This window comes from Bradyrhizobium paxllaeri (assembly GCF_001693515.2).
In the GTDB taxonomy this organism is placed as follows: Bacteria; Pseudomonadota; Alphaproteobacteria; order Rhizobiales; family Xanthobacteraceae; genus Bradyrhizobium; species Bradyrhizobium paxllaeri.
On record NZ_CP042968.1, the window covers coordinates 3,576,197 to 3,594,442 of the forward strand.

At 62.9% G+C, this 18,246-nt stretch carries 15 protein-coding genes and 1 pseudogene; 9 read left to right on the forward strand and 7 right to left on the reverse strand.

The genetic code is table 11. The annotated features are described in order from the left end of the window. Positions 1–114 precede the first annotated feature (114 nt). Positions 115–732, forward strand: a complete 618-nt coding sequence (locus LMTR21_RS16870; RefSeq protein WP_065753112.1) for a ParB-like protein — start codon at positions 115–117, stop codon at positions 730–732. Between the two features lie 9 nt (positions 733–741). Here the strand turns inward: LMTR21_RS16870 and LMTR21_RS16875 are convergent, their stop codons facing one another. From LMTR21_RS16875 to LMTR21_RS16885, 3 genes are all read right to left on the reverse strand, one after another. Next, positions 742–1,236 carry an MgtC/SapB family protein gene (locus LMTR21_RS16875; RefSeq protein WP_065753092.1) on the reverse strand — a complete coding sequence of 165 codons (495 nt, stop codon included), beginning with the start codon at positions 1,234–1,236 and terminating at the stop codon, positions 742–744. A gap of 18 nt (positions 1,237–1,254) precedes the next feature. Further along, complete coding sequence (locus LMTR21_RS16880; protein ID WP_065753111.1) at positions 1,255–1,839, reverse strand: peroxidase-related enzyme; 585 nt, start codon at positions 1,837–1,839, stop codon at positions 1,255–1,257. A gap of 108 nt (positions 1,840–1,947) precedes the next feature. Further along, positions 1,948–3,693 (reverse strand): ATP-binding protein, encoded by a 1,746-nt coding sequence (locus tag LMTR21_RS16885; protein WP_141688315.1) that lies wholly within the window; start codon positions 3,691–3,693, stop codon positions 1,948–1,950. Between the two features lie 586 nt (positions 3,694–4,279). On the opposite strand from LMTR21_RS16885, the pseudogene LMTR21_RS16890 reads away from it, so the two are divergent. The 3 genes and pseudogenes from LMTR21_RS16890 to LMTR21_RS16900 all read left to right on the forward strand — a co-directional run. After that, positions 4,280–6,049: pseudogene (locus LMTR21_RS16890) on the forward strand (putative bifunctional diguanylate cyclase/phosphodiesterase); the annotation flags it as partial. Positions 6,050–6,131: 82 nt separating this feature from the next. Next, positions 6,132–7,394, forward strand: coding sequence for an MFS transporter (locus tag LMTR21_RS16895; RefSeq protein WP_065753109.1), 1,263 nt, complete (start codon positions 6,132–6,134; stop codon positions 7,392–7,394). Between the two features lie 62 nt (positions 7,395–7,456). After that, positions 7,457–8,116: an ABC transporter ATP-binding protein gene (locus LMTR21_RS16900; RefSeq protein WP_065753090.1), complete on the forward strand. Its 660-nt coding sequence runs from the start codon at positions 7,457–7,459 to the stop codon at positions 8,114–8,116. Here the strand turns inward: LMTR21_RS16900 and LMTR21_RS16905 are convergent. The 4 genes from LMTR21_RS16905 to LMTR21_RS16920 all read right to left on the reverse strand — a co-directional run bounded on the left by LMTR21_RS16905 (position 8,109) and on the right by LMTR21_RS16920 (position 14,018). Beyond that, positions 8,109–9,509 carry an esterase/lipase family protein gene (locus LMTR21_RS16905; protein WP_065753089.1) on the reverse strand — a complete coding sequence of 467 codons (1,401 nt, stop codon included), beginning with the start codon at positions 9,507–9,509 and terminating at the stop codon, positions 8,109–8,111. The genes LMTR21_RS16900 and LMTR21_RS16905 overlap by 8 nt on opposite strands. Before the next feature lie 12 nt (positions 9,510–9,521). Then, complete coding sequence (locus LMTR21_RS40885) at positions 9,522–11,924, reverse strand: hypothetical protein (RefSeq protein WP_246175650.1); 2,403 nt, start codon at positions 11,922–11,924, stop codon at positions 9,522–9,524. Positions 11,925–12,182: 258 nt separating this feature from the next. Beyond that, positions 12,183–13,160 carry a Bug family tripartite tricarboxylate transporter substrate binding protein gene (locus LMTR21_RS16915; RefSeq protein ID WP_065753088.1) on the reverse strand — a complete coding sequence of 326 codons (978 nt, stop codon included), beginning with the start codon at positions 13,158–13,160 and terminating at the stop codon, positions 12,183–12,185. 57 nt (positions 13,161–13,217) lie between these two features. Beyond that, positions 13,218–14,018, reverse strand: a complete 801-nt coding sequence (locus tag LMTR21_RS16920; protein WP_246175651.1) for a transporter substrate-binding domain-containing protein — start codon at positions 14,016–14,018, stop codon at positions 13,218–13,220. Positions 14,019–14,119: 101 nt separating this feature from the next. On the opposite strand from LMTR21_RS16920, the gene LMTR21_RS16925 reads away from it, so the two are divergent. From LMTR21_RS16925 to LMTR21_RS16945, 5 genes are read left to right on the forward strand one after another with little or no spacing between them, the layout of a single operon-like run. Further along, positions 14,120–14,845: a TetR/AcrR family transcriptional regulator gene (locus LMTR21_RS16925; RefSeq protein WP_065753086.1), complete on the forward strand. Its 726-nt coding sequence runs from the start codon at positions 14,120–14,122 to the stop codon at positions 14,843–14,845. 35 nt (positions 14,846–14,880) lie between these two features. Then, positions 14,881–15,750 (forward strand): amidohydrolase family protein, encoded by an 870-nt coding sequence (locus LMTR21_RS16930; RefSeq protein WP_065753085.1) that lies wholly within the window; start codon positions 14,881–14,883, stop codon positions 15,748–15,750. Positions 15,751–15,765: 15 nt separating this feature from the next. Then, on the forward strand, positions 15,766–16,770 hold the full coding sequence (locus tag LMTR21_RS16935) for a Bug family tripartite tricarboxylate transporter substrate binding protein (RefSeq protein ID WP_065753084.1): 1,005 nt from the start codon (positions 15,766–15,768) through the stop codon (positions 16,768–16,770). 55 nt (positions 16,771–16,825) lie between these two features. Continuing rightward, on the forward strand, positions 16,826–17,551 hold the full coding sequence (locus tag LMTR21_RS16940; protein ID WP_057857039.1) for a PIG-L deacetylase family protein: 726 nt from the start codon (positions 16,826–16,828) through the stop codon (positions 17,549–17,551). After that, positions 17,548–18,240 carry a 4-carboxy-4-hydroxy-2-oxoadipate aldolase/oxaloacetate decarboxylase gene (locus LMTR21_RS16945; protein WP_065753083.1) on the forward strand — a complete coding sequence of 231 codons (693 nt, stop codon included), beginning with the start codon at positions 17,548–17,550 and terminating at the stop codon, positions 18,238–18,240. Before LMTR21_RS16940 ends, LMTR21_RS16945 begins: the two co-directional genes overlap by 4 nt. The last annotated feature ends 6 nt before the right edge of the window (positions 18,241–18,246 follow it).

Below are 18,246 nucleotides of genomic sequence, written 5' to 3' on the forward strand. Positions count from 1 at the left end.
TTCCGCAAAATTGGGATGCTTGGGCCCGTTTGTGGGCTCCCGCATCACGGCATAGTGAATCAGCGGGGCAATTTTGCCGGTTAGAGCATGAAGATTGACGTAGTGGGGCAAGCCATGGCCAATACGCGCGACCCGATCCTCAAGCCGATCCCGATCCTGTCATTGCGTCCGACCCAGATGACGGTCGGCATGCGGGAGGTGAAGGAAAAGCGCAAGCGCTGGCGGGAGCACAAGTCCGACAAGAAACGCGCCGAGTTGCTCGGCAAGCACATGATCCCCGTCGTGCTTGGGCCGGACGAGCACCATTACGTCGTCGATCATCATCATCTGGCGCGTGCACTGCATGATGAGGGCGTCGAGCATGTCCTGGTGACGGTCATCGGCGATCTCACCATGGTCGAACCCGACGCGTTCTGGACCGTGATGGATCACAAGCGATGGGCCTATCCCTATGACGCCACGGGCGAGCGCCGGCACTACAAGGATCTTCCGAAATCGGTGTCCGGGCTGAAGGATGATCCGTTCCGCAGCCTCGCCGGGGAATTGCGCCGTGTCGGCGGCTTTGCAAAGGACGTCACCCCGTTCAGCGAATTTCTGTGGGCGGATTTCCTGCGCCGGAAAGTCTTCCGCAAAAGCGTGGAGGAGGATTTCTCCAAGGCGATGGAGGAGGCGCTCGACTGTGCGAAGAGCAAGGATGCAGTCTATCTGCCGGGCTGGTGCGGGCCGGACTAGGTGGCGGCGCTACGTCGGCTGCTTGTCCGACGGAGTCGCGGAAGGAGGTTGCAGCGCGGCTTCGTTCTCGCCGCCGAGCTTGTTGTGCAGCCAGCGTTCCATTCGGCCGCCAATGGTCAGGATGCCGAAGGTGATGACCAGTGCGACGGTGACCAGTCGCCATTGTCCGAGGCCGCAGACAATTCCGATGCAGGCCGCAAGCCACGTGCAGGCGGCGCTGGTGAGCCCGCGAACCCTGAAATGACGTCCGGCGTGCACAATGACCCCGGCGCCGAGAAAGCCGATCCCGGTCAAAATTCCCTGGATCACCCGGCTGCCGGCGTCCGAGACGATCTTGACGTCGTCCGAATGGACCATCACCAGCAGCATGGCCGTCGCCAGGCTGACCAGCCCCAGCGTCTTCAACCCGATCGGCTTGCCGTGCAGATCGCGGTTGAGGCCGATCAGGCCGCCGGCAAGCGCAGCGACGCCGAGACGCAATATGATTTCGGTCCAGTCCAGCAACGCGGGCAACCTCCGGGCTCAGCCCTGCTTCGGCAGCCGGCCCATCATGTAGAACTCGTCGTTCGGCCGCATGGCGGTGATGTTGGCCAGACGGTTCGACAGCGCGAAGAAGGCCGAAATCGCCGCGATGTCCCAGATGTCGTCGTCGGAAAAGCCGTGGCCGGCGATCTCGGCAAAATCGGCCTCCGACACCTCGTTCGCTGCCCGGCTCACCTTCATGGCGAAGTCGAGCATGGCGCGCTGGCGCGGCGTGATGTCGGCCTTGCGGTAGTTGACCGCGATCTGGTCGGCAATCTGCGGGTTCTTGGCCCGGATGCGCAGGATGGCTCCATGGGCGATCACGCAGTAGTGGCACTGGTTGGCGCTGCTCGTCGCCACCACGATCATCTCGCGCTCGGCCTTGGTCAGCCCGCCGTCCTTCTCCATCAGCGCGTCATGATAGGCAAAGAAGGCGCGAAATTCGTCCGGACGGTAGGCCAGTGTCAGGAAGACGTTCGGCACGAAGCCGGATTTCTCCTGCACCGCAAGAATCCGGGTGCGGATATCCTCCGGCAGCTTGTCGATGGCGGGCGGCTGAAATCGCGGGGCGGCAGGCTTGGTCATGGAAGGGTTCCGGCTCAAGGCCGCGGGATGCGGCGTTGCCGGAACCATATCGCGTTTTGCGGCCGGGTGGATACCGCGCGGGCAAGAATCGCGCGAGGCTTTAGCGTCTCAGCGCAGCGGCTTCTTCAACAGCGAGAAGCGGTCGGGATCGAGCCCCATCGAGGGCTGCAGCATCGGCGCTTCCACCGGCGTCATGAGGCGGGCGGCGGGCCGCTCGCCACCGCCGACCGAGGGATCGTTCGGCACGTCGCGGTTGGAGGTGGCGCCGCGCCAGCGGTCCAGCACGGCGGAGACGAAGTGCATGTCGTGGCCGGCGGCGACCGACGGCACGGACGCGATGGTGGCTTCGCTGCGCGGCAGCTGGTGGACCGGCACCTCCTTGAAGCGCAGGCGCGTCGGCAGCGCCACGCCTTCGCCGAAGGCCAGCACCTCGCGGGTGCCGAGCGACGGCACGAAGGACAGCAGGTTCGCGGCGGCGTCGGAGACCGCCGAGCGCAAGAGCGCCTGGTCGCGGTCGTTGGCAAGGCGCATCGCAAACAGCGTGTTGCACTGGGAGATGATGGTGGCGTCGAGTTCGGCCGGGCGCTGGGTGACGAGGCCGAGAAAGACGCCGTATTTGCGGCCTTCCTTGGCGATGCGCGAGACGGCTTTCCGGGTCGGGCCGAAACCGATATTGCGGTCGGCCGAGGCATAGCGGTGCGCCTCTTCGCAGACGAACAGCAGCGGCGACACGCCGTCGCTCCACAGGCCGAAATCGAAGGCCATGCGGCACAGCACCGACACCACGGAATCGACGACTTCGGCGGGGAAGCCGGCGAGCTGCATGATGGTCATCGGCCGGCCATTGGCCGGCAGGCGGAACAGATGGCTGATCACCTCCGCCATGGTATCGCCGCCGACATTGGCGTTGTCGAACATGAAGGCGTAGCGGGGATCGTTGCGCACGGTCTCGATGCGCGAAATCAGCTTGTGATAGATGATGCGCGAGGAGCGGTTCTCCAGCTTGCCCATCCGCTCGTCGATCAGCGAGATCAGGTCGACCAGCCGGTACGGCACCGGCGTATCCACCGTGAAGCCGCCCGACTTCGGGTCGACGCGCTTCAGCCCGAGCCGGTCGGAGTTCTGATACTGGGTGTAGAGGCCCTTCGCCATCGGGATGACCTCGGCGAGAACGTCGAGCTCCTCGGGCACGCCGGGCCGGCCGCCGAACAGCACGTCGACGATCTCTTCGAAGTTGAACAGCCAGAACGGCAGTTTCAGATTGCGCGGGTTGAGCACCAGCGCGCGGTCGCCGAAGCAGCGGCCATATTCGTTGTGCACGTCGAGCAGGAAAACCCGCAGGTTCGGCCGCGCTTTCAGGATCTCGTTGAGCAGCAGCGACACGCTGGTCGATTTACCGACGCCGGTGGAGCCGAGCACCGCGAAATGCTTGGAGAGCATTTCCTCGACGTCGACATAGGCGATCACCGAGCGGTCCTGCTGCAGGGTGCCGACATTGATCTGGTCCGATCCGCTCGGCGCATAGACGGTACGCAGATCCTGGGCCGTGATGAGGTCGACGTCATCGCCGATCGTCGGATAATTGGTGACACCACGCTGGAATTTTGGACGCTCGCCGCCGGAAATTTCGCCGAGCAGATCGACCGAGGCACTGGCGATATAGTTGTCGGAGCTCGGCAGATCCTCGCAGGACACCTCGGTGAGCATCGCGACGATCGTGGACTGGTTGCAGCGGATGCTGATGAAGCGGCCGACGGTAGCGCGGACTTCGGAGACGGGCATCTGGCCCGTCGCCAGAAGTCCGACCCGGGCGAGCGAGCCACGCACGGAAATGACACGTCCGAAGGATGTCACGGTGTTGAACCTGGATCTCTAGAATTGGGGTCTGATCTCCATTATGGGCGGCGCCGACTAGCGAAACGGTTAAACCGGCGCATTTCCGTATCAGCTAAATCTGCGGCATCTCGGTCAGGATTCGTTTTCGCAGCGGAGCTCCGTCAGCGCTGCCGGATGCGAGTTGTGCCGGAAAACAAGGGCTTTCTTGCATTTTCGGTCCCGCGCGCCGCATGTTCTGAATTAATCGTTCATTTACCACTTCAGACGAGAGGCGCAGCCCGCGGGCCGCCTGCCGATAACCTCTTGATTTGGGATTGCCGATCGGAGCCGGCGCGTGTGCGAGGTAACCGATTGCTAACCGCAAGTTGTAACGCGACTTCCATTAGTACCGCGCAACAATGGTCGCGGGGGACGCGATCTGCGGTCTGAGTTCCATTGCAGGGACTCCCATCGCATTCCAAAGGCATGTCGGGTGAGCAACAAGGGTGGTTATCAGATATCAGTCGGTTCGGCTGGATTCGTGCTGGGAAGCGGAACGGTCAAGCTTCTTGTGGTGTGCGGGATCCTGCTCGCGGTGCTGATTGCGGCCGATCCGGCGGCATGGAGTCTTCGCGAACGCGCGCTGCTCGCGCTCGTCGCCGTTCTGTCCGTGATCGCAGGCCTCCTGGTGAGGCGTGATCGCCTGACCGATCAGCGGCTGGCGGCCGAGCGGCGCCAGCTCTCGATTGCCGTCAACAACATTCCGCAAGGCCTTGTTCTCTATGATGCATCCGCACGGATCATCATTTGCAACGAGCCCTATCTCGAGATGTTCGGTTTGTCGCCTGACGTCGCCAAGCCCGGCTGCACCATGCAGCGGCTGATCGCCCACCGCAAGGAAACCGGATCGTTCGACGGCGACGTCGATGAATTCTGCAACGCGATCATCCAGACGGTGAGGCTCGGCAAGGCCACGCGCCAGCTCACGGAAGCGCCGGGTGGCCGCGCGATCGAGATCATCAATCGGCCGCTGAAGGCCGGCGGCTGGGTCGCTACCATCGAAGACATCACCGAGCGCACGCGCGCCGAGGAGAGGATCGCGCATCTGGCCCATTATGACGGGCTGACCGAGCTGCCGAACCGGCTTCTGTTCCGCGAGCGGCTGGAACAATCGCTCACGGCGATCCGGCCGGGCGAGCAACTGGCGGTGCTCTATATCGACATCGACGAGTTCAAGAGCGTGAACGATGCGCTCGGCCACGCGGTTGGCGACGAGTTGCTCAAGGGCGTCGCCGAGCGCCTGCGTGCTTGTCTTAGGGAAAGTGATGTGGCGGCCCGGCTCGGCGGCGACGAGTTCGCCGTGATTCAAACCGCCATCAAGGACCGCTCGGAAATCACAGGACTTGTTGACGAAATCTATTCGGCGATCAGAGAGCCGCTTGATTGCACGGGGCATCTGATCACCACCGATGCCAGCATCGGCATCGCCCTTGCCCCCGGCGACGGCGTGGAGCTCGACCGGTTGTTGAGGAATGCGGACCTCGCGCTTTACGGCGCCAAGGGCGACGGACGGCGGACCTACCGCTTCTTCGAGGCCGGCATGGACCAGCGCGCCAAGGCGCGGCGAAGCCTGGAGCTCGAGCTGCGCCAGGCGGTCGGCGATGGCAGTCTCGAGACCCATTATCAGCCGGTGGTCAATCTCGAGGATGGCAAGATCTCATCCTGCGAGGCGCTGCTGCGCTGGCGGCACCGCGAGCGCGGCATGATCTCGCCGGCGGAATTCATTCCGATCGCGGAAGATAGCGGCCTCATCAATGAACTCGGCCAATGGGTACTCAACGCGGCCTGCGCGGAGGCCGTCAACTGGCCGGATCACGTCCGTGTCGCGGTCAACGTTTCGCCGGTGCAGTTCAGGAGCCAGTCGCTGGCATTGAACGTGGCGGCAGCGCTGGCGGCGTCCGGCCTGCCTGCCAGCAGGCTCGAACTCGAAATCACGGAGGCCGTACTCATTCGCGACGACGCGGCGCTGGAGGCGCTGCATCAGTTGCGTAAGCTCGGCGTGCGGATCGCGCTGGATGATTTCGGCACCGGCTATTCGTCGCTCAGCTATCTGCAGCGATTCCCGTTCGACAAGATCAAGATCGACCGCTCCTTCATCCGGGATATCGCCGGCCCCGGCGCATCCTCGTCGATCGTCCAGGCCGTGGTGAACATCGCCGCCGCCAGCGACATGATGACAACGGCGGAGGGCGTCGAAACCGAGCAGCAGAGGAACCTGCTGTACATCCTCGGGTGCAACGAGATGCAGGGCTATCTGTTCAGCCCCGCGATACCGGCCGTGGAGGTGAGGCGGCTGTTGCTGACGCATAGCGGACGAGCGATGTCGGCTGCTTGAAACGCTGCCCCCGGCTTGCTATCCAGTTCTGCATAATAAGAAACAGGGCAGGGTGAACCGCGATGAATCGCGACAACGCATCTTGAGCGAGCCAGCGCGGCCATCGGCGCTCGCACCATTTCGTGTCAGGAACTACCGTTTTCAGTGGCCCGCCGATCTGCTCACCTCGTGGGCGTTCGAGATGGAGACGCTCATTCTCGGCTGGTACGTGCTGGTCGAGACCGGCTCGGTGCTGTTGCTCACGCTGTTCGCTTCGCTCGGCTATATCGGTACGTTGGTAGCGCCGATGTTCGGCGTCGTCGGCGACCGGATCGGCCACCGCGATCTCCTGGGCATGATGCGCGCGACCTACGCGGTGCTGGCGGTCGCGCTGATGACGCTGGCGCTGTCGGGGCATCTCGCGCCGATCTACGTCTTCATCATCGCGGCCGTAATGGGTGTCGTCCGCCCATCAGACCTCGGCGTGCGCGGCGCGCTGGTCGCGACCATCATGCCGCATGACCAGTTGATCGGGGCGATCAGCATCTCGCGCACGACGATGGACACCGCGCGCATCGCCGGCGCGCTGAGCGGCGCTGGATTGTTTGCCGCGCTCGGCATGGGCCCGGCCTATGTGGCGATCGTCTGCCTCTATCTCACCGCAACCGCGCTGACGCTGTGCATCGTGGCGCCGGCCAGGAAGCCGCACGCGGTGGGCGAGGCCGCCAGCGAGGCGTTGCAACGCTCGCCGCTGCGCGACCTCAGGGAGGGTGTAGCCTATTGCTGGACCACGCCGCGAATGCAGGCCGCGCTCTGGGTGGCATTTTTGGCCAACCTGACCGCCTATCCGCTCTCCAACGGTTTGCTGCCCTATATCGCCAAGACGATCTACGGCACCAACCAGACCGGGCTTGGATATCTGTCGGCGAGCTTTGCGATCGGCTCGCTGGTCGGCTCGATCCTGCTGAGCCTGTTCGGCGGCATCCGCGTGGCGCGGCTGATGATTGGCGCCACCGTGATCTGGTACGTGACGTTGCTGGTGTTTGTGCAGATGCAGACCGTGCCGACCGCGATCCTGTGTCTGGTCGTGGCCGGCTTCTCGCAAAGCCTCGCCATGATCTCGATCGCCGTCATCCTGATGCGGACCGCGAGCGAGAATTTTCGCGGCCGGGTGATGGGCGTGCGCATGATGGTGATCTACGGCCTGCCGATCGGCCTGCTGGCCGCCGGCAGCCTGATCGACGAGATCGGATTTGCGGCGACCGGCACGCTCTATGCGGCGGCCGGCCTCGCGTTGATGCTGGCGATCGTGCTGCACTGGCGGGCCGATCTGTGGCATGTGCACGCCCCGGCGAACGCGCGGTAGTCGTTCACGGGTAGAACTTCCGATTGCGAGCGTACTTGGTCCGTGGCAGGCTCGGGACAGGCATGGCGAAACGCACACCGCACCGGAAAACCGGGATCATCAAGCACAAGGTCGCCGACGGCATCTACCTGCTTCGGTTCAAGACCCAGTATGAGCTGACGTCGACGTTCCTGCGCGTCCAGGAACATTACGAGTCTCCCCGGTTTCACGGCCGGATATTCACCCTCGAACAATATATGGATTGGTACGTCGCCGAGAACGGCGCCTTTACCTACTTTCAGGACTGGTCGGGCTTCAACGTCCCTTCGACGGCCTTCCAGCCCTTCTACGAGGGCAAATTCGATCCGCTGACCGGCAAGGAAAAGCGGCTGCTCGGGCTGTTCAGAAATCTGCAGGGACGCTTCTACGTCATCGGAATCTACGACGGCGGAAAGAAGGGGACCCTTACCCACGAACTCGCGCATGCACTGTTCTTCATCGATGATGACTATCGCAAGGCCGCGCGCGAGGCGATGCGCGGCTACGACACGTCCAAACTCGAAGAGCAGCTGCTCAAGGCGGGCTATGCCCGCCACGTCATTCCGGATGAAGTGCAGGCGTATATCGTGGCGCCTTCCGGCGAACTGGGCGCGGTTTCGCGGGCGCTGATGCCGTTGCGCAGAGAGCTGCGGGCGCTGTTCAAGCGGCATGCGAAGGGGTTGTCGCTGCCAAGCGCTAGCTGAATTTAGCCGTGATGTAGGCGATGGTCTTGTCCTGCCGGAAATAGTTGCAGTGCCAGACCGTATCCGAGGTGCCGAAGTCGCACGGGTCTCCGGCGAGTTTGAGCTTGAACTCGGAGTCTCCCAGGTCCGTCATCGACGCGGTGTCCACGACGAGATCGTTCTTGCCCGGGAAAACGACATCGGCGGCGATATCGCCCATGCGATCCTTCCGGAAATTTCGCCAGAACTTCCATCCTGGATTCTCAGTCTCAAAGTTCGACTTGACCACGAAGTACAGGGGATCGACGGCACAGGGCCCGAGCCGAAGGCGATTGATCTCATGATTGTTGCTGACGGCCGATTGGCCGGCGAGTCCTGGGATCAAAGCCACCAGTGCATCTACCAGCGGCGTCTTGGCCAGTGAGCCGGTGACCGACACGATGACCTCGACGAGCTTGCCCCCGACCCACAGAAACGGGTTTGCCGAGCCTGCAAGCTTAAGCGTGACCTCCGCGAAGGAGCCGATGTTGGAAATCAGGCTCATGGCGTTCTGTAGTTTGTCGGGAGCCGCAAGTGAGGTGCCATGCAGCGGTGAGCCGGCAAAGACGACGCGTGCGGGCTTGCCTTGGAGCTGCAGCGAGCTTCCGAATGCTTCAAGCCACCAGCGTACGATCAGACCGCCCCGGCTATGGGCGACGACGTCGATCGCGCCGCTTGAACCCGCAAAGGCTCTCTCGAGTTCGAGGGCGTTGATCACGGGGCTGACCGATAGGGTGGCGTGCTCGAAGAAGATCACACGGTCATATTTCTTCGCGCCGCTCATCGCGTCCTCGAGAAATCGCTGGCCGGCCGGCGTCGCCATGAACTCGCCGAGCATGTTGCTGGCGTTCGAGAACGTGCCGTGGACGAACAGCAGGGTGCGGCCTGTGAAAGGGCCGGAGATTTCGATGTTGCCGAGGGTGAAGTCGCCGTTGCCACCCTGCAATAGCCTCAATCGCGAGCGCAGCGAAACGTCTATTGCTGCATTCAAGCGCTGATCGATCTTGCCAAGCGCGGCGATGACCTGGTTGGGCGCCAGCACCGGGAATTCCTTTGCCAGCACGATGGCTCCCTCGCTCACGGTCGGCTCGCCTCTGGCTCGTGCCCGGCGCCTGCGGCGAGCCGAGACGCTTTCAGGCGCCGCCGGGATTCCATCGCGCCAGTACAGGACGCCGTCTTCTTCGACGAGCGAAACAAGTTTGATCGGGCTGTCAGGGCTGTTGGCGACCCGCCGCCGCCGCCGCCGCAATCCGGCGACGGACTCGCTTTCCCGATCGAACTCGACATGAAGCCCGCTGAACAGGTCGTCGGTGCGGTCGGCGGCATCGATGTGCGACAGAAATCGCAACGAGGCTGCGCTTGTATCTTGGGCCATGGTCGGTTTCCGTCACTCGTTGATGATCGGAAGGGGAGTCACCGCAGGATCCGCCGTGCGCGCGAGCTGTATGTCCAGGAGACTGTCGAACTCCTTGCGGCTGCGCAGATTTGCCCGGCCCTCCTTCATGGCGTCGTGGAAACCATTGGCTCCAGTCAAGAAGGTAGCTTCCAGCATGACGAGGTCGCCCGATGCCACGTATTCCTTGATCTCGTCCAGATTCAGCCGGGTCAGGCGCCACCCATAGGGATCCACATACGGCAATCCACCTTCGCGCGAAGACTTGTCTCCGACGATTGGGACTTTTGGCGGAATAATCTCAATGGAAACCAGACTGTCGTGGGATTCCTCGGATCTCCAATAGCCCACGAAGGCATGGCCGGTCAGCAAGACCAGGACCGGATAGACGCCGATATATTCCAGGCAGGAAGCGATCAGAAGCGCCAGATCGATGCAGGTGCCCGACTTGGATGCGAGTATCTCGCTTGGCGTCCGCAGGCGCTGCGATTGTTGGGAATACGCCGGGGGAGGGTTGATGTATTGCAGCCGGTATTCATTGACGAGCGCCGTCCAGATGGCCTGCACCTGCTTGTCGACCGCGTTTGCTTCCGACTGATATCCGTCAAACCCGGCGGCTGGATCGTCGGTAATTCCGATGAGATATCTTCGCGACGAGTTAATGATCTCCAGGATCGCCGGATCCCTCGGCAATACAAATGACGGCAGCCACGGGTTATTGTTGGTGTCGTCGACCCATTCGTCGACGGGTATGAGAGTTACACGTCTGGTTTCTTCCCACGCCGTGCGTCCGCCACAGGTGACCTTTGCATAGACCGTCGATTGCACGCGTTCACGCAGCGAGCGTTGAAGGTTGGCGGTCAATGGAATCTTTACCTGAGGCGCCAGGGCTAGTTGGAAATCGTGGTCATTCAGAACAAGGTGTGTGTATCTATAGGGGTAGTTCTGTGCGCCAACGCAAAGTTCGACCTGCACGGTGATGTCTTCCAGAGCGCCTTCCACCAGTTTGGTCAAGGTAAGCTTGCTGATGAGCTCTCGATTGTTGTGCAGCAGCGAATAGTTGACTGCCTCGTCAACGCCAAAGTCGACTTGAAGCAACTCGTTGATCGGCATGGCAGCGAATCGTTCGAGCTTGTCTTCCCGACTCTCCGTCTTGTTTGCTGCCGTTCGATTCGGTCGGGTGTCTTTTCGGGGCAGCCACCGGACCTTCTCGAACACGCTGTTGCCCATCCAGATCGCTATGGACGTGCCATGCAACCCTTCGTCCTTCATCGCCTCCCAGGCGCCGAGGAAGGACGTCGAAATGGTCGCTCCGTCGCCGGGCCGACACCATAGCCAGTAGAACGCCTGGAAGAAACGTTCGGCCAGTTCGTCTCTGATCTCATCGAGAAAGCCAAGAGCGGCATGCGCTCCCCGACCGACCAGTTCGCGGGCGGTGCGGGCGCCCGAATAGTATAGATTGAGCGTGATCACGTAGGGTGGGGCGTCTGGATTCACCAGTGCCTTGGCGAGATCGCCGAAACAGACCGGCTTCAGGATCTCGCGGCCCTCACGCAGCAGGATTCCATCGCAGAGTCTGTCGGAGGAATCGACGACGCCCTTCAAGCGTTCGGGATGATGCTCCCGCAAGTCCTTGTAGAAGTCCGGGAGGAGCCAGCCTGCCTGATGCGTGTCGACGCCGGTGACGTGGATAGCTTCCCAGTTTCTGCGCCGGGCATGGCCGAAAAGTTCTGATAATTGCGGCGTGTTAAGAATCTCCATGTGATCTTCCCGCGTGCCGGTTGCATTGACCGCGGCGCGGATGCGATCCTCCTCGTCGTCAAACTCGTACAAATCTTTAAGCCGGCCCGGCGCGCCTTCGACAAAGAGCACAAGATCGGGCGGTGGCGGTGCCACCGCTGGCCCGCCGTTGCGGAAGAGCCTTGTGATGAGCAGCGGCTGAAAGCGTCCTTCAGCGCGCGTCGCGGCGCTGATCAGGTATTCCCAGGGGATTTCCGATGCCGCCTCGCCAATTCGAGCGGCCTCCACGTCTTGTGGATCCCAATGATGTAGTTCCACTTCTATATGAATGACCGTCGACAACCGCTCGATAAAGTCGCGCTTGACCCCCAGATCCTTCAGATCTTCCACCGCCTGGCTGCCGAAATACTTGCGTTGCTCGAGGTCGTGAGCCCAGCGCGACCGCGCGCGCAGTATGTAGGTCCATTTTTGTGCCAGTTGTTCGAGCTTTGCGGTGCGCGAAAGGCTTGCTTCGAATAACTCCTTGTCCTGCGCACGGATCGTAATCGCGTGATCCGATTGCCCGGCCGGTGGTTTGGGAACCGACGCCGCTACAGTTGCCGCAGCTTTCGATTTGGCTTTTCTGGTGGCGGTCTTCCGTCCCGGTTGTTTCGCCATGCAAATGGCTCCCACTGGGAAATGACGGGCGGCGCTGCACCGGCCCCGTGAAATGGCATGCAAAATAAATGCGCGTTAAAGTAGTCATTGCTGATGTAGCAAAAATTTTGTCCCGCGCAAAGGGGCTTGCCGTCAAAGCGGCGATCGGTTGGGTTGCGTCGCGGGATTTCCGGGCGTCTCGTCGGCCGCGCGGAAGTAGCGCCAGAGGCGCCGCTCGATCAGTGAAGGTGGCCGGCGCGTTGGCCGGCCGCCTTTACCTCACTGCATCTTGATGTTCGCCTCTTTCAGCACCGGCTCCCACTTCGCGGCTTTGGCGCGCATGAAGGCGTCGAAATCCTTGGGTGAATTGCCGACCGGCGTGGCGCCCATTTTCTCCAGCGCGGTGAGCACGACCGGATCTTTCAGCGCGGCGGCAAGATCGGCGTGGATCTTGGCGACCAGGTCGGGCGCCATTCCGGCGGGTCCGAGAAAGCCCCACCACACCGAGGCATCGTAGCCGGGCAGGCCGGCCTCTGCGACCGTGGGAACATCGGGCAAGGCCTTCGAGCGCTGAGCCGTCGTCACCGCAAGGGCGCGCACGGCATTGCCTTCGAGCTGGCCGACGACTTCCGGCAGCGGGTTGACGCTCATCGGAATCTCGCCCGCGATCACGGCGGTAAGGGCAGGGGCGCCGCCCTTGTAGGGGATCGCCTGGATCTTGACCTTGCCCATGTAGTTGAGAAGTTCGCCGGCGAGATGGGCCGAGGTGCCATTGCCGGACATGCCGTACGACAGCGTTTCAGGCTTTTCGCGCGCGGTCGCCAGCAACTCCTGCAAATTCTTCACCGGACTGTTCTTGGACACCACGATCGCCAGCGGCGAATAGGCGATCTCGCTGATGGCGGTGAAGTCCTTGAAGGTGTCGTAGGGCAGTTTGGGATAGAAGAACTGGTTCAGCGGATGACCGCTGGCGACCAGGATCAGCGTGTAGCCGTCCGGCGCCGATTGCGTGAGCGCCTGCGAGGCGATGATCCCGCCGGCGCCCGGGCGGTTTTCGATAACCGGCTGCTGTCCCCAGGTCTTCGACAGCGATTGTCCGAGCGTGCGCGCCAGCACATCGACCGCGCCGCCGGCCGCGTAGGGCACCAGAATACGCACCGGTTTTGTAGGGAACGTCTCCGCATGGACAGTGGTGCCGGCGAGTGAAACGAGGGCTGCGGCGGCGATGGTGCGGACGAATGTTCGGCGTGGGATCATGAGAGAAGGTCCTTGTTGCTGGATATCATTTGAGAATTCACGTGCCACGTCGCATCGCTATTCCGCGGGCGACGTTGTGGCGCCGCGCAGTCCGGCGCGGGCGATGGCGGCGCCGACCACGCCTTCCGACTTCACGTCGTTCGTGAACTGGCGGACAAAAGCCGTTGCCTGCTCGCGCCCTTTGGGGATGGCGATGGCGTGCCGCTCGATCCCCCAGCGTCCCTCGAGCACTTTCGAGCCCGGCAATTTGTCCGCCATCTCGAACAGCGTGGCCTTGTTGGTCGCGTAAGCACTGATCGCGCCGGCCGACAGCATTTCAATCGCGACGTCGAACGTGGCGGCGCGGACGATCTCGGCGTGTTTGAAATCGCGCGAAAGGGTGGCGTCCGAGGAACTGCCCGCGGTCACGCCGATGCGCAGTCCCGGCGAATCCATTTCTGCCGGCGTTGTCAGCGTGGACCCGCGAGGGACGAGACAGCCGAGCTCGATTTCGAGAAAGTGTGGGCCGAAATCCATATCCCGCGCCCGCACTGCCGTCGCATTGGTGAAGGCGACATCGACCTCTCCGCTTTTTACGGCGGCGAGGACGTCGGCGTTTTTGGCAAACACAACCGGCTCATAGGGAACGCCGAGCCGCCGCGCGAGCTCCTTGCCGAGATCGTGGCCGACGCCGCGCGGCTCGCCCGAGCCGCCGTCCGGCAGGATCGAGGTCGGCGTGCCCGGATAGAGTCCGGCCCGCAACGCGCCTGACGGTGCCAATATCAGCCGCGTTTCGAGGTCGGCGTCAGTGGCGAGGCCGGCGCCGTGCCAGGCCAGCGCGCCGGCACCGATCAGAAACGCAACGATGATCCGGCGCATCCGGACGCTCTCCCTGGTCATCCCGGCCTGTCCAGATGTTTGTTGACTAGACCTGATATTTTGTACAAACGTACAAAAGTCGAGAGCGGAAAGCAAATGCCATGACGCGAAACCCCAACATGCGGGAAGCCATCCTGAGTGCGGCTGAATTGCTGTTCTCGACCAAGGGCTTCAATGCCGTATCGATCCGCGACATCGCGCTGGAGGCGGGCGCCAACCCGGGCAGCATCACCTATCATTTCAAGAGCAAGGACGGGCTGCTGCTCGAAATCTACAAGCGCCATTGCGGCCCGATGAACAAGCGCCGTATCGAACTATTGGTGGCGGCGCAGCGCGTGCGCGATGTGCAGGACCGGCTGGAAGCGATCGTGCGCGCCTATGTGCAGCCGGCGTTTTCGTCCTCTACGGATCTCGCCGGCGGTGGGGCGCGGTTCACGCGGCTGCGCGCCGTGATGTCGGCCGAAGGCAACGCCGTGGTCGGCCGTATCATCGCTGAGATCTTCGACGACACCACGCATGCCTTCATCGACGCGATCGGGGAAAGCCTGCCGCATCTGCCGCGGACGACGATCGTGTGGCGGTCGCAGTTCCTGCTCGGCGCGCTCTATTACACCCTCGTCAATCCGGAGCGGGTGACGCGGCTTTCCCGCGGCGAAGCCGACGGCGCCGATATGGCGGAAGCGATCGAGCAACTCGTTTCGGCAACGGTGGCCTCCTTGCAGGCTTCCGATGTCGACCACATCGACAGCGCGTCTCGCCGGAGCAAGCCAATTCAGCCGCGCGCTGTTGGTGCGGCTCGAAAGCGGAAAGAAAATCCAGCCGACTGAATGTCGCGCGAAACCCATGCACTGCAGAAGGCACGATGAACAAGCCCACGATTCCCGGACCCGATCCCGATACGCGAACGCCGAAATTCAAGCTGCCGTCGCTGGCGTGCGACGCCCATACGCACATCTTCGGCCCCGGCAACAAATACCCTTATGCACCCGGACGGTCCTATACGCCGTCTGACGCGCCGCTCGAAGATTTTCAGGCGCTGCACAAAAAGCTCGGGATCGGCCGCGCTGTCATCGTCAATGCCAGCGTGCACGGCACCGACAACCGCGTGGCGCTCGACGCCATCGCGGTGAGCAACGGGACCTTTCGTGCGGTGGCCAATATCGACGACACCATCACCGAGCGTGGCCTTCGCGAGCTGCATGAGGGCGGCTTTCGCGGCTGTCGCTTCAACTTCGTGCGCCATCTCGGCGGGGTGCCTGACATGGGTGCCTTCCACCGCATCGTCGCGATGGTCGCGCCGCTTAACTGGCACATCGACCTGCATTTCGATGCGATCGACCTGCCGGAATATGCCGAGATGCTGGCAAAATTGCCGGTGCGTTACACCATCGACCACATGGGACGGGTCAAGGCATCCGACGGTCTCGACCAGCTTCCGTTCCGGACGCTGATCGATCTGATGCAACGGGACGAGAAGTGCTGGGTCAAGGTGTGCGGCTGCGAGCGCGTGTCATCCGGCGGCCCGCCGTTCCACGACGCGGTGCCGTTCGCGCGCCGTATCGTCGAGACCGCACCGGACCGCGTGATCTGGGGAACCGACTGGCCGCATCCGAACGTCAAGGTGATGCCCAACGACGGCGATCTGGTCGATCTCATCCCGCTGTTTGCGCCGGAGCCGGAACTGCAGCAGAAGATTCTGGTCGACAATCCGGCCCGGCTTTTCGAGTTCTAAGGGGGAGCGCGGGCGATGGCGGACAAATGCGGGCGATACACATTCAGCCGGCGCGGCGTGTCCTTCGCCGGTATCGCTGCCTTGCTGGCGGCGTTGCTCCTTCCCCAAATCGCGCACGCGCAAAACTATCCGAACAAGCCGGTGCGGCTGATCCTGCCCTTTGGTGCGGGCGGGGTGGCCGACGTCACCGCGCGGCTCGTCACCGAGCGCCTCGGCGAAAAGCTCGGCCAGCGCTTCGTCATCGAGAACATGCCGGGCGCCGGCGGCATCAACGCGGCGCGCGCCGTGCTGTCCGCGCCCGCGGACGGCTATACGCTGGCGCTGTTCAGCAACGGCACCGCGATATCAGTGTCGCTGTTCAAGAACCTGACGTTCAACCCGGTCACCGATTTCGTGCCGGTTTCGAGCATGGGCTATTTCGACTTCATCTTCACCACGCAGGCGGGGCCGTCCTATCCGACGCTGGCGGAATTCATCAAGGTGGCGAAGCAGAAGCCTGGCGCGCTCAATGTCGGCACCATCAACGTCGGATCGACCCAGAACCTCGCCGCGCAATTGTTCAAATCGACCGCCGGAGTCGATGTCACCATCGTGCCGTTCCGCAGTTCGCCCGATGTGCTGATCGCGCTGTTGCGCGGCGATATCCAGTTGGCGATCGAGAACTATAGCGCGGTGCAGTCGCACATTGCCGACAAGGCGGCGATTGCGGTGGCGTCTTCGGGGCCCGTGCGCACCACGTTTTTGTCCGACGTGCCGACGGTGAAGGAAGCGGGCGGCGGTGATTTCGAGGCGCGATCCTGGAATGCCATCTTCGCACCGAAGGGCACGCCGCCGGAAGTGATCAACACGTTCAACGCTGCGCTGCGCGAGGTGCTCGAGGCGCCGGATTTGAAGAAGCGCGCGCTCGAGCTCGGTATCGAGGCCAGGGCCAGTTCGCCCGAGGAAATCCTCGCGCGCCTGAAGGCCGACATCGACAAATGGGCGCAAGTGATCGAGCGGGCAGGAATTGCCAAACAATAGTCGCGATGCCGGTGCGGCCGGCCACGCGTAACGAGCCAAGGAGGAGATCCCGATCATGAGCAATGCTGGCAAAACGGGCCTTGTGGTCACCGCGCATCCCGGCGATTTCGTCTGGCGCGCGGGCGGGGCGATCGCGCTGCATGTGAAGAAGGGTTATCGCGTCAAGATTGCCTGCCTGTCGTTCGGCGAGCGCGGCGAAAGCCAGTTCGCATGGAAGGAAGCGGGCGCGACGATGGAGAAGGTCAAGGCCGGACGGCGCGACGAGGCGCAGCGCGCAGCCGAGATGCTGGGCGCGGAAATCGAATTCTTCGACGCCGGCGACTATCCGCTGCGGCTGACGGAGGCGCATTTCGACCGCATGGTCGATATCTACCGCGAGCTCAATCCGTCCTTCGTGCTGACCCACGCGCTGGAGGACCCCTACAATTTCGATCATCCGAACGCGGCGCATTTCGCCCAGGAAACCCGCGTGGTCGCGCAGGCGATGGGCCACAAGCCCGGCGCCAAATACACCTATTCCGCGCCGCCGGTGTTCCTGTTCGAGCCGCACCAGCCGGAGATGTGCAATTTCAAGCCGCAGGTGATCCTCAACATCGACGAGGTCTGGGACATCAAGCGCAAGACATTCGAGATCCTCGCGGCCCAGAAGCATCTGTGGGCCTATTACGAGCGGGTCGCGCTGCAGCGGGGCGTGCAGGGCGGCCGCAATACCGGCAAGCCGATGACCTATGGCGAGGCCTATCAGCGGCTGTTCCCGATGGCGTTGGAGGAACTGGCATGAAGACCGTCGTCGTCCGCAACATCAAGCGCACCGAGCCTGAACTCGTGAAGCGGCTCGGCGCACTAGGTGTCGCCACCGCGCACGAGGCATATGGCCGCTTCGGCTTGATGAAGCCCTATCTGCGCCCGGTGTGGATCGGGGCCGAAGCCGCCGGCACCGCCGTAACCGTGCTGGCGCAGCCCGGCGACAACTGGATGATTCATGTCGCGGTCGAGCAGTGCCAGCCTGGCGACATTCTGGTGGTCGGCTGCACCACCGACAATACCGACGGCATGTTCGGCGATCTGCTGGCGACCTCGCTGACGGCGCGCGGCGTCAAAGGGCTCGTCATCGATGCCGGCGTCCGCGACGCCAAGTCGCTTCGCGAAATGGGCTTTCCGGTCTGGTCGAAGGCGATCTCGGCCAAGGGCACGGTGAAGGCGACGCTGGGGGCGGTCAATGTTCCCGTGGTATGCGCCGGCATCAATGTCAAGCCGGGCGATGTCGTGGTCGCCGATGACGATGGTGTCGTGGTGATCGGGCGCAAGGACGCGGCGGATGTCGTGGTTAAAGGCGAAAAGCGCGTCGCCGACGAAGACGGCAAGCGCCAGAAGCTCGCGGCCGGTGTGCTCGGCCTCGACATGTACAACATGCGCGAGCCGCTGGCGAAAGCGGGTCTCGTCTATGTCGACGAGCTGGAGGAGGACTGAGGTGGC